Genomic DNA, 13,017 nt, shown 5'->3' with positions numbered 1-13,017 from the left:
CAAGACGCTCATTTATTAAGATGACGACTTTTCTGCCCTCGTGGTCTACTTTGTGGACTGCGAGGGCTTTTCATATCGGTATGAATGACCCGAATTCTTATAGGAGGTGTCAAGATGAGCAAAGTAATTGAAGCTAAACAAGCAGTTGTTGAAGAGATTTCAAGTAAATTGAAATCAGCGGTTTCTGTTGTTGTTGTTGACTATCGTGGTCTTAACGTTGGTCAAGTAACAGAACTTCGTAAACAACTTCGTGAAGCCGGTATCGACTTCAAAGTTTATAAAAACTCAATGTCTCGCCGTGCTGCTGAAACAGCAGGACTTGAAGGGTTGAATGAACATCTGGTAGGACCAAATGCGATTGCGTTCTCGACTGATGACGTAGTAGCACCTGCTAAAATTCTTAACGACTTCGCTAAGAAGAACGACAAGCTTGAAATCAAAGCAGGTGTGGTTGAAGGATTGGTCACTTCTGCAGAAGATATCAAAGCGTTGGCTGAACTTCCATCACGCGATGGTCTACTTTCAATGCTACTCAGCGTTCTACAAGCTCCAATGCGCAACTTCGCGCTTGCAACAAAAGCTGTTGCAGAGCAAAAAGAGGAACAAGGCGCTTAATATCCATTTTGCTGCCTGAACGACAACATGCAGGGTAGTCCCTGACAAACTAAAACCTATCTAGGAGGAAAATATAATGACTAAAGAACAAATCCTTGACGCGATTAAAGAAATGACAGTTCTTGAATTGAATGACCTTGTAAAAGCAATCGAAGAAGAATTCGGTGTAACTGCTGCAGCTCCAATGGCTATGGCTGGTGGCGGCGGTGCTGAAGCTGCTGCTGAACAAACAGAATTCGACGTAATCCTTGCATCTGCTGGAGACCAGAAGATCAAAGTTATCAAAGTTGTTCGTGAAATCACAGGTCTAGGCTTGAAAGAAGCGAAAGAAGTAGTTGATAACGCTCCTAAAGCTGTTAAAGAAGGCGTTACTAAAGAAGAAGCTGAAGAAGTCAAAGCTAAACTTGAAGAAGTTGGCGCTGGCGTCGAAGTTAAGTAATTTCTGAATAAATAAAGGAAGGCTCGTCAACAAACGACGGGCTTTTCTTTGTTTTTTTATCTGTACTAAAAACAACCCTTCGAACGGAAGGAAGGATTCAGATGGCTGAACATTATTATTCTAAAAATCCCTCTGTGAAAAGCGATCCGAAAGAATGGCAGGCGGTCATACGTGATGTGCGGCTGCGTTTTAAAACGGATGCAGGTGTTTTCAGTAAGGGTGAAGTGGATTTTGGATCCCGGTTACTTGCGGAATCCTTCACTTTGCCTGAAGTAGACGGGGATGTGCTTGATGTTGGTTGTGGATATGGACCGATCGGTTTGTCGATTGCCGCATCTTTTCCGGACCGGACGATCCACATGATTGATGTGAATGAACGCGCATTGTCATTGTCAAGGGAAAATGCTGGATTAAACAGCATCAGAAATGTAAAGATCCAAGCGAGTGACGCGTTAACGGCTGTGGAGACGGAAGGTTTTGCTGCAATACTTACGAACCCACCTATCCGGGCAGGAAAAGAGACGGTATTCAAGATTTATAATGGAGCTTTTTCAAAACTGAGAATTGGCGGAGAGTTATGGGTCGTCATCCAAAAGAAACAAGGTGCTCCTTCTACGATGACACACTTGGAAGAGTTATTCGGAAGTGTGGATATTGTCGAGAAAAGAAAAGGATATTATATACTTAGAGCCCAAAAAATATTGACGCCGCAATAATCTTGTGTTAATGTAGTAAAATGCATAAATAATATAATGCGGTCGTGTGCCCTTTTGCATAAGTTTTGGAAATCTAAGGCATACTGGCAATGGATAAAAGATTGTTAAACCGAAAATGAGCTCTTGCCGGAACTCGTTTTCTTTTTGTTTTTTCGATATCATACACCATTTTTATGATTTCGCAAAGGACTAATATTGTTTTGAGGGGTGAAAGAGTTGACAGGTCATTTAGTTCAGTATGGTCAACACCGTCAGCGCCGAAGTTTCGCGCGAATCAATGAAGTTCTGGAGTTGCCGAATTTGATTGAAATTCAGACGGCATCTTATGAGTGGTTCTTGGAAGAAGGACTACGTGAAATGTTCCGTGATATTTCTCCGATTCAGGATTTCACAGGCAATCTTTCATTGGAGTTCATCGACTATCAACTTGGGGAGCCGAAATACCCGGTTGATGAATCGAAGGAGCGCGACGTAACATATGCAGCACCGCTACGGGTGAAAGTTCGTCTGCACAACAAAGAAACTGAAGAAGTGAAAGAACAAGACGTTTTCATGGGTGATTTCCCGCTTATGAGTGAAAACGGTACGTTCATCATTAACGGTGCGGAGCGAGTTATCGTATCTCAGCTAGTCCGATCACCGAGCGTCTATTTCAATGATAAAACGGATAAAAACGGTAAACGCGGATTCGCCGCAACCGTCATCCCGAACCGCGGTGCATGGTTAGAGTACGAGACAGACGCGAAAGATGTCGTGCATGTCCGTATCGACCGTACCCGCAAATTACCGATAACTGTGCTTCTTCGTGCACTTGGATTTTCAACCGATCAGGAGATTATCGATTTAATCGGAGACAATGAATACTTACGCAACACGCTTGAAAAGGACAATACGGAAACTTCCGAAAAGGCTTTGCTTGAAATCTATGAACGCCTGCGTCCTGGTGAACCACCGACATTGGATAGCGCAAGAAGTTTGCTGTTCTCGCGTTTCTTTGATCCGAAAAGATATGATTTGGCGAATGTCGGACGTTATAAAATGAATAAAAAATTACACTTGCAAAATCGCTTATTCAACCAGACATTAGCTGAAACGCTTGTCGATCCTGAAACAGGGGAAATTCTTCTGGAGAAGGATCAGTTAATGGACCGCAGAACATTGGACCGCCTATTGCCACATCTTGAAAAAGGCGTCGGTATCCAGGAAGTCACACATGTCGGCGGAGTTCTAGAAGAAGACATCTCCATTCAGACGATCAAAATCTATGCGCCGAAGAGTGAAGAGAAACAAGTGATCAATGTAATTTCCAACGCATCAATTCCTGAAGAAATTAAACATGTGACGCCGGCGGATATCGTCGCTTCTATTAGCTATTTCTTCAACTTGCTTCACGGTGTCGGGAATACAGATGATATCGATCATCTCGGTAACCGTCGTCTGCGTTCAGTCGGCGAATTGCTGCAAAACCAATTCCGTATTGGACTATCCCGTATGGAGCGTGTCGTAAAAGAGCGTATGTCGATTAATGACACACAATCTATTGTGCCACAACAACTGATCAATATCCGACCTGTTATTGCTTCCATCAAGGAATTCTTTGGCAGCTCGCAATTATCACAGTTTATGGACCAGACAAACCCGCTTGCGGAATTGACGCATAAACGTAGATTATCTGCCTTAGGGCCCGGTGGTTTGACGCGTGAGCGCGCAGGTATGGAAGTGCGTGACGTTCACTACTCTCACTATGGCCGTATGTGTCCGATTGAAACACCAGAAGGTCCGAACATCGGACTAATCAACTCCTTATCCACGTTTGCACGTGTAAATAAATTCGGTTTCATCGAAACGCCATATCGTAAAGTCGATCCAGAGAGCGGTCATGTTACTCAACAGATCGATTACTTAACGGCGGATATAGAGGATAACTACGTTGTAGCACAGGCGAATGCACTGCTTAACGAAGATGGATCCTTTACGAATGAAGAAGTAGTCGGACGTTTCCAAGGTGATAACACGGTATTTAAACGCGAACAGATCGACTATATGGATGTATCTCCTAAGCAAGTCGTGTCTGCCGCTACAGCATGTATTCCGTTCCTTGAAAATGATGACTCAAACCGTGCCCTTATGGGTGCGAACATGCAACGTCAAGCCGTTCCGTTGTTGAATCCTGAAGCGCCTTTCGTAGGTACAGGAATGGAACACGTGTCAGCACGTGACTCCGGAGCAGCGGTCATCGCTAAATTCCACGGAATTGTCGAACATGTCGAAGCAAGAGAGATTCGTGTCAGACGAATCGAAACAGTCGATGGCAAAGAAGTGAAGGGCGACTTGACGATTTACAAACTTGATAACTTCATCCGTTCTAACCAAGGGACTTGCTATAACCAACGTCCCATCGTCAGTGTAGGTGACCGCGTGACGCCACGTGACATCCTTGCAGATGGTCCGTCGATGGAAAGTGGAGAACTTGCGCTTGGACGCAACGTCCTTACTGCGTTCATGACGTGGGATGGTTATAACTATGAAGATGCTATCATCATGAGTGAGCGTCTTGTGAAAGATGACGTATTCACATCGATTCATATTGAAGAGTATGAATCAGAAGCGCGAGACACGAAGCTTGGACCTGAAGAGATTACAAGAGACATCCCGAACGTTGGGGAAGAAGCTCTTCGCAATCTCGATGACCGTGGAATCATCCGTATCGGTGCAGAAGTGCGCGACGGAGACATCCTCGTCGGTAAAGTGACACCTAAAGGGGTTACTGAATTGACAGCTGAAGAAAGACTTCTTCATGCGATCTTCGGTGAAAAGGCACGTGAAGTACGTGATACTTCATTGCGCGTACCACACGGCGCAGGCGGAATCATACTTGACGTAAAAGTGTTCAACCGTGAAGACGGCGACGAACTTCCACCGGGTGTTAACCAGCTCGTTCGTGCGTATATCGTACAAAAACGTAAAATCTCCGTAGGGGATAAAATGGCTGGACGTCACGGTAACAAAGGGGTAATCTCTCGAATTCTTCCGGAATCGGATATGCCTTATTTACCAGACGGTACGCCAATCGACGTTATGTTGAACCCACTTGGTGTTCCATCGCGTATGAACATCGGACAGGTACTTGAAATGCACTTGGGCATGGCTGCGCGCAGTCTTGGCATCCATATGGCATCTCCTGTATTCGACGGTGCGAATGAAGAAGATGTATGGGCTACTATGGAAGAAGCAGGCATGAACCGTGATGGTAAGACGATGCTTTACGACGGCCGCTCAGGTGAGCCGTTCGACAACCGTGTATCTGTAGGTGTCATGTATCTCATCAAACTTGCGCATATGGTCGACGATAAGTTACACGCCCGTTCTACAGGACCGTACTCACTCGTTACACAACAGCCACTCGGCGGTAAAGCTCAGTTCGGTGGTCAGCGTTTCGGAGAGATGGAAGTGTGGGCACTTGAAGCTTATGGTGCTGCTTATACGTTGCAAGAGATTCTGACTGTGAAATCTGATGACGTCGTAGGACGTGTGAAAACGTACGAGGCGATTGTCAAAGGACAGAGTGTACCTCAGCCAGGCGTTCCTGAATCATTCAAAGTATTGATTAAAGAACTTCAAAGTCTTGGACTTGACGTGAAGATGCTAACGGAAGATTTCGAGGAAATCGAAATGCGTGATCTTGATGACGATGATGATATGCAACCAACGGATGCTTTGAATCTCATGACAGAAGATCAGACCGTTTAAAATCAATCAAATGTAATTAGCGACTGTTAGTGCTTGATTGAGAGTTTGAATACCTATAACAAGAAATGATTGAAATTGAATAGGAGAGCCCTTAGATAGCTCTCCTATTTTAACGATATTGATGAGGATCCATCGTGGAGATAAGATAAGAGGGAGGTAGGCTCCTTGATAGATGTAAACAATTTTGAGTATATGAAAATCGGCCTCGCTTCACCGGACAAGATTCGGTCTTGGTCATATGGTGAAGTAAAGAAGCCTGAAACAATTAACTATCGTACATTGAAACCTGAAAAGGACGGCTTATTCTGTGAGCGTATTTTCGGACCTACAAAGGACTGGGAATGCCATTGTGGAAAATATAAGCGAGTACGTTACAAAGGTGTAGTCTGTGATCGATGCGGCGTTGAAGTAACACGCCAAAAAGTACGCCGTGAGCGTATGGGGCATATTGAACTTGCTGCACCGGTTACGCATATCTGGTATTTCAAAGGGATTCCGAGCAGAATGGGTCTTATTCTTGATATGACGCCACGAGCACTCGAAGAAATCATCTATTTTGCATCTTATGTTGTCGTTGATCCGGCTGATACGCCGCTTGAGCGCAAACAGTTACTTTCCGAAAAGGAATTCAGGTTATACCGTGAAAAATACGGTTCGAAGTTCCAAGCGGCTATGGGTGCGGAAGCAATTGAACAACTGCTGTCGGCAATCGATCTTGATAAAGAAACGGAAAGCCTCAAGGAAGAGCTGAAGACTGTCCAAGGTCAACGTCGTACACGTGCGATCAGACGACTTGAAGTAGTTGAATCATTCCGTAATTCAGGCAATCGCCCTGAATGGATGGTCCTTGAAGTGTTGCCTGTTATTCCTCCTGAACTACGTCCTATGGTGCAGTTGGATGGCGGTCGCTTTGCAACATCCGATTTGAATGACCTGTACCGGAGAGTTATTAACCGGAACAACCGCTTAAAGCGTCTTCTGGATCTCGGCGCTCCTGGAATCATCGTACAGAACGAAAAGCGTATGTTACAGGAAGCTGTTGATGCACTAGTGGATAACGGTCGACGCGGACGTCCGGTAACTGGTCCAGGTAACCGTCCTTTGAAATCCCTCTCTCATATGTTGAAAGGGAAACAAGGGCGATTCCGTCAAAACCTATTAGGTAAACGTGTCGACTATTCCGGTCGTTCTGTTATCGTTGTAGGTCCAAACTTGAAAATGTATCAGTGTGGTCTACCGAAAGAAATGGCTATCGAACTGTTCAAGCCTTTCGTCATGAAAGAGTTAGTTGAACGCGGACTTGCGCATAACATCAAGAGTGCTAAACGCAAGATCGAACGATTGCATTCCGAAGTGTGGGATGTTCTCGAAGATGTCATCAGGGAGCATCCGGTTCTGTTGAACCGTGCACCTACTCTTCACAGACTTGGTATTCAGGCATTCGAACCGTTGTTAGTAGAAGGCCGTGCTATCCAGCTTCACCCGCTCGTATGTACAGCGTATAACGCTGACTTCGATGGTGACCAGATGGCTGTTCACGTTCCGTTGTCAGCAGAAGCACAAGCGGAAGCACGCTTGTTGATGCTGGCTGCACAAAACATTTTGAACCCGAAAGATGGAAAACCGGTTGTTACACCTTCCCAGGATATGGTTTTAGGTAACTATTACCTGACTTTGGAAAGAGCTGGAGCAATTGGGGAAGGCATGATTTTCAGTACGACCAACGAAGCGTTGATCGCTTACCAAACAGGTCATGTTCATCTCCATTCGAGGGTTGCTATACAAGCGGGTGCATTGAATAACCCGACATTTACAGAAGAACAAAACAGTAAGTTCCTATTAACGACGGTTGGGAAGCTCATTTTCAATGAAATCCTTCCTGAGACTTTCCCGTATATCAACGAACCGACGATTTTTAACTTGCAAACAGAAACGCCGGATAAATACTTCGTTGAGGGTACAGTTAATGTGAAAGAACATATTCAAAATGCTGAAATCGTCTTGCCGTTCCGTAAAACGATCCTTGGTGAAATCATCGCGGAAATCTTCAAGAGGTTCCATATTACGGAAACTTCAAGAATGCTTGACCGCATGAAAAACCTAGGATTCAAATATTCGACTCGCGCAGGAATCACTGTAGGTATTTCCGACATCGTCGTATTGCCAAACAAAGATGAAATCCTGCAAGAAGCGCAAGATAAAGTAGACAAAGTGACACAGCAGTTCCGTCGTGGTCTAATCACGGAGGAAGAACGTTATGACCGTGTCATCTCCTACTGGAGTAATGCGAAAGACGTTATCCAGGATAAACTAATGGACTCACTTGAAAATACAAACCCTATTTTCATGATGAGTGACTCTGGTGCCCGTGGTAACGCATCAAACTTTACACAACTCGCAGGAATGCGTGGTTTGATGGCCAACCCGGCAGGTCGTATTATCGAATTGCCAATCAAGTCATCATTCCGTGAAGGACTGACAGTTCTTGAATACTTCATCTCGACTCACGGTGCGCGTAAAGGTCTTGCCGATACAGCACTGAAAACAGCCGACTCAGGTTACCTGACTCGTCGACTCGTTGACGTTGCACAAGACGTCATCGTGCGCGAAGACGATTGTGGAACCGATCGTGGTCTTGAGATTAGATCCCTCACTGAAGGGTCTGAAATTATCGAGGGACTTGATGAGCGTATGGAAGGACGTCATGCGAAGAAGACGATTCGACATCCTGAAACGGGTGCAGTTATCGTTCAGAAAGATGGCTTAATCACTGCTGATCTTTCTCAGCAGATTATAGATGCAGGCATCGAAATGATTACGATTAGATCTGCATTTACATGTAATACAAAGCACGGCGTCTGTAAAAAATGTTACGGCATAAACCTTGCTACAGGTGAAACAGTTGAAGTTGGAGAGGCAGTCGGTATTATTGCTGCTCAATCCATCGGTGAGCCTGGAACGCAGCTTACAATGCGTACATTCCATACAGGTGGTGTTGCGGGAGACGATATTACATCAGGTCTTCCACGTATCCAGGAAATCTTTGAATCACGTAATCCTAAAGGGCAGGCGGTTATTTCTGAGATTAAAGGCGAAGTTACTGAAATTGATGAAATCCGTGAAGGTCAAAAAGAGATTACGATTCAAGGAGAAGTGGAAACACGTAAATATCTTGCACCTTACAATGCCCGTCTGAAAGTAGAAGTCGGCGATTCCATTGATCGTGGAGATAGCATCACAGAAGGTTCCATTGATCCGAAGGAATTGATCGTTGTTAAAGATGTAGCAACTGTTCAAGAATATCTTCTTAAAGAAGTTCAGAAAGTATACCGTATGCAAGGTGTTGAAATCGGCGATAAACACGTTGAAGTGATGGTCCGTCAAATGCTGCGTAAAGTACGTGTCATTGAAGCGGGGGATACAGATCTTCTTCCAGGTTCATTGCTTGATATCCATCAATTTGCTGAAGCGAATGGCGTCGTATTGAAAGCGGGCAAAGTCCCTGCGACATCACGTCCTGTCATTCTTGGTATTACAAAAGCTTCCCTTGAGACGGAATCATTCCTATCTGCGGCTTCCTTCCAGGAGACAACTCGTGTCTTGACGGATGCAGCTATAAAAGGGAAAACAGATGAATTGCTTGGCTTGAAAGAGAATGTCATCATCGGTAAACTTGTGCCTGCCGGAACTGGTATGCAACGTTACCGCCAGATCAAAATGGATCAAGAAAAAGAATCTGCAACAGTCACAGTGGAATAATTCACGATAAATGAAGACGGGGAGAAAATTCCTCTCCCCGTTTTTCTAATAATTGTTGACACAAACGATTCTAAATGATAATATACAAAAGGTTGAGAGTTGAATGTCTGCACTTTGGAGGATGCACGTATGTCTTATGAAAAAGTCGAACAGGCAAAGAAGACGATCATCGGTACAAAGCAAACAGTGAAAGCGATAAAGTCAGGCGTAGTAAAAGAAGTCGTCATTGCGAAAGATGCTGATTCGAGGTTCATTGATCCTGTAGTGGGAGCAGCTGAACGAGAAGGTATCCCAGTGAGTTTTGTCGAATCGAGGGAAAAACTCGGTCGATCATGCGGCATTCAAGTCGGTACGGTTGTCGTCGCGATTACTGTATAATGGTTTTTGTGTTATAGAAAACACAAAGACTTTGTTTTTACCCCAAAAATGAACCACCTGGATGTGTGGTCTTACAAAAAGCACAATGAAAGGAGGAAATCCGATGCCTACAATTAACCAATTAGTTCGTAACCCACGTAAGTCAAAATCGGAAAATTCCAAGGCACCAGCTCTAGGAAAAAGCTATAACAGCTTTAAAAAGTCGATGACTAACGTCAACTCGCCACAAAAAAGAGGTGTTTGTACTCGTGTGGGTACAATGACTCCGAAGAAACCGAACTCGGCTCTTCGTAAATATGCGCGTGTACGTTTGACTAACACTTTGGAAGTTAACGCTTATATCCCTGGTGAAGGTCACAACCTTCAAGAGCACAGTGTTGTTCTTATCCGTGGAGGACGCGTAAAAGACTTACCGGGTGTTCGTTACCATATCGTTCGTGGTGCTCTAGATACAGCTGGTGTTACTGGCCGTATGCAAAGCCGTTCACAATACGGTGCGAAAAAACCTAAAGAAAAGAAAAACTAATATCGGAATGATTATTTCGAAAGGAGGAAAACAATATGCCTCGTAAAGGTCCTGTTGCTAAGCGCGACGTATTACCAGATCCAATTTATAATTCCAAACTTGTTACTCGTCTCATCAACAAAATGATGGTTGACGGAAAAAAAGGTACATCACAAAACATCCTCTATGGTGCGTTTGAACTTGTGAAAGAACGTTCAGGTAAAGAGCCTATAGAAGTGTTTGAAGCTGCATTGAACAACGTAATGCCAGTTCTTGAAGTTCGTGCTCGCCGTGTTGGTGGAGCGAACTATCAGGTTCCAGTTGAAGTTCGCCCTGAGCGTCGTACGACTCTTGGATTACGTTACCTGGTCAACTATTCACGTACACGTGGAGAGAAGACAATGGAAGAGCGTCTTGCGAATGAAATCCTTGATGCTTCAAACAACACAGGTGCATCCGTGAAACGCCGTGAAGAAATGCATAAAATGGCTGAAGCCAACAAAGCATTCGCTCACTATCGTTGGTAAGATTGGACGGTTTATCTTTTTTCAGATGAAGGCGCAAGCTCGAGCTGAATGAAGATAAGTGCCTCAATCGGTTGTGTCGGATTTAACGGGGTGCTTTTCGATCGAACCCGAAAAAATCCGTGCGCAGCTACGCTGAGGCGCGTTTAATTGTTACCTTAAACCGAAATGGAAGGAGAAATACAAAATGGGTAGAGAGTTCTCCTTAGAGAATACTCGTAATATTGGTATCATGGCTCATATTGACGCTGGTAAGACAACGACAACTGAGCGTATCCTCTATTACACAGGTAAGATCCATAAGATTGGAGAAACACACGAAGGTGCATCTCAGATGGACTGGATGGAGCAGGAGCAGGAACGTGGAATCACGATCACATCTGCTGCAACAACAGCCGCTTGGAAAGGCCACCGTGTTAACATTATCGATACTCCGGGACACGTTGACTTCACAGTTGAAGTTGAACGTTCACTCCGTGTTCTTGATGGTGCTGTTACAGTTCTTGATGCTCAATCCGGTGTTGAACCACAAACAGAAACGGTTTGGCGTCAAGCGACGAACTACGGCGTTCCGCGTCTAGTATTCGTTAACAAAATGGACAAGACGGGTGCAGACTTCCTTTATTCTATAAGCACTCTTCATGATCGCTTACAAGCAAATGCGCACCCTATTCAACTTCCAATCGGTGCGGAAGATAATTTCTCTGGAATTATCGACCTAATCGAAATGAAAGCAAACTTGTATCCGGATGACACAGGATTGAACGTCGAAGTCGTAGACATTCCTGAAGAGTATATGGAACAAGCAGTAGAATACCGTGAGAAGTTGATCGAAGCTGTTACAGAATTCGATGAAGACCTCATGGAAAAATATCTTGCTGGTGAAGAACTTTCTATTGAAGAACTTAAATTGGCTATCCGTAAAGCGACATTGGCTGTAGAATTCTACCCAGTCGTTTGTGGAACAGCTTTCAAAAACAAAGGTGTTCAGTTAGTTCTTGACGCTGTTGTCGATTACTTACCTGCACCAACTGACGTTCTCGAAATGAAGGGCTTCAACCCTGAAACTGAAGAAGAAGAAGTACGTCCAGCTAGCGATGAAGCTCCCTTCTCCGCTTTGGCGTTCAAAGTTATGACTGATCCTTATGTCGGTAAACTTACATTCTTCCGTGTGTATTCAGGTGTCCTTCAATCAGGATCGTATGTTCAGAACTCTACAAAAGGTAAACGTGAGCGTGTAGGTCGTATCCTACAGATGCACGCAAACCACCGTGAAGAAATTGCTGAGGTACACTCCGGTGAAATCGCAGCTGCAGTCGGTTTGAAAGATACTGGAACAGGTGACACGCTTTGTGACGACAAAGCACCAATCATTCTTGAATCCATGGACTTCCCAGAACCGGTTATCTCAGTTGCAATCGAACCAAAAACTAAAGGTGACCAAGATAAGATGGGTAACGCTCTTGCGAAACTACAAGAAGAAGACCCTACTTTCCGTGCGCATACAGACCAAGAAACAGGCGAAGTTATCATCGCTGGTATGGGTGAACTTCACCTTGATATCATCGTTGACCGTCTACGCCGTGAGTTCAAAGTCGATGCAAACGTTGGAGCACCACAAGTATCTTACCGTGAGACATTCCGTTCATCTGCTGAAGTTGAAGGTAAATTCGTCCGCCAATCTGGTGGTCGTGGTCAATACGGACACGTTTGGATTGAGTTCTCTCCAAACGAAGAAGGAAAAGGATTCGAATTCACTAATGCTGTCGTCGGTGGAACTGTTCCTCGTGAATACGTTGGATCCGTCGAAGCAGGTGTTCGTGATTCCTTGAACAATGGTGTTCTTGCAGGTTATCCGTTGATCGACATCAAAGCTCGTCTATTTGACGGTTCATATCATGATGTTGACTCCAACGAGATGGCGTTCAAGATTGCTGCTTCAATGGCACTTAAAAACGCAGCTGCAAAATGTAACCCAGCTCTTCTTGAACCGATGATGAAAGTTGAAGTCATCATTCCTGAAGAATACATGGGAGACATCATGGGTGATATTACATCACGCCGTGGTCGTGTGGAAGGTATGGACGCTCGCGGAAACGCTCAAGTTGTTCGTGCAATGGTTCCACTTGCAGAAATGTTTGGTTATGCAACTTCACTTCGTTCGAACACACAAGGGCGCGGAGTATTCTCCATGTCGTTCGATCACTATGAAGATGTTCCAAAATCAGTTGCAGAAGAAATCATCAAGAAAAATAAAGGTGAATAATTAAAATTCATCCTTGTTAAACCAAGTGATAACTTGTAAGATATGGATAGTTGAAGGCGATGCAT

The 13,017-nt window shown here is 44.5% G+C and carries 9 protein-coding genes and 1 other annotated feature (1 of these 10 only partly in view); all 9 genes read left to right on the top strand.

Annotation, left to right across the window (positions count from 1 at the left end; all coding sequences use genetic code 11):
• Window positions 1–82: a sequence feature (ribosomal protein L10 leader region), on the top strand (it extends 63 nt beyond the left edge of the window).
• Window positions 83–114: 32 nt separating this feature from the next.
• A complete protein-coding gene (gene rplJ, locus QWT69_RS15845; RefSeq protein ID WP_317967293.1) occupies window positions 115–615 on the top strand; it encodes a 50S ribosomal protein L10 in 501 nt (166 codons plus the stop codon).
• Window positions 616–691: 76 nt separating this feature from the next.
• On the top strand, window positions 692–1,054 hold the full coding sequence (gene rplL, locus QWT69_RS15840; protein WP_317967291.1) for a 50S ribosomal protein L7/L12: 363 nt from the start codon (window positions 692–694) through the stop codon (window positions 1,052–1,054).
• Between the two features lie 101 nt (window positions 1,055–1,155).
• Entirely contained in the window at window positions 1,156–1,770 is a 615-nt protein-coding gene (locus QWT69_RS15835) for a class I SAM-dependent methyltransferase (protein WP_317967289.1), read from the top strand.
• Window positions 1,771–1,977: 207 nt separating this feature from the next.
• Complete coding sequence (gene rpoB / locus QWT69_RS15830; protein WP_317967287.1) at window positions 1,978–5,520, top strand: DNA-directed RNA polymerase subunit beta; 3,543 nt, start codon at window positions 1,978–1,980, stop codon at window positions 5,518–5,520.
• Window positions 5,521–5,685: 165 nt separating this feature from the next.
• Complete coding sequence (gene rpoC / locus QWT69_RS15825; RefSeq protein WP_317967285.1) at window positions 5,686–9,279, top strand: DNA-directed RNA polymerase subunit beta'; 3,594 nt, start codon at window positions 5,686–5,688, stop codon at window positions 9,277–9,279.
• A gap of 129 nt (window positions 9,280–9,408) precedes the next feature.
• Window positions 9,409–9,657, top strand: coding sequence for a 50S ribosomal protein L7ae-like protein (locus QWT69_RS15820; RefSeq protein ID WP_317967283.1), 249 nt, complete (start codon window positions 9,409–9,411; stop codon window positions 9,655–9,657).
• Window positions 9,658–9,760: 103 nt separating this feature from the next.
• The gene (gene rpsL, locus QWT69_RS15815) at window positions 9,761–10,183 is read left to right on the top strand and encodes a 30S ribosomal protein S12 (protein WP_317967281.1); all 423 of its coding nucleotides are present in this window, start codon (window positions 9,761–9,763) and stop codon (window positions 10,181–10,183) included.
• Between the two features lie 35 nt (window positions 10,184–10,218).
• Window positions 10,219–10,689, top strand: coding sequence for a 30S ribosomal protein S7 (rpsG, locus tag QWT69_RS15810; protein ID WP_317967279.1), 471 nt, complete (start codon window positions 10,219–10,221; stop codon window positions 10,687–10,689).
• A gap of 184 nt (window positions 10,690–10,873) precedes the next feature.
• Window positions 10,874–12,952 carry an elongation factor G gene (fusA, locus tag QWT69_RS15805; protein WP_317967277.1) on the top strand — a complete coding sequence of 693 codons (2,079 nt, stop codon included), beginning with the start codon at window positions 10,874–10,876 and terminating at the stop codon, window positions 12,950–12,952.
• The last annotated feature ends 65 nt before the right edge of the window (window positions 12,953–13,017 follow it).

The organism is Sporosarcina oncorhynchi, assembly GCF_033304615.1.
GTDB lineage: Bacteria > Bacillota > Bacilli > Bacillales_A > Planococcaceae > Sporosarcina > Sporosarcina oncorhynchi.
This window is presented reverse-complemented; position numbering and strand designations above follow the sequence as displayed.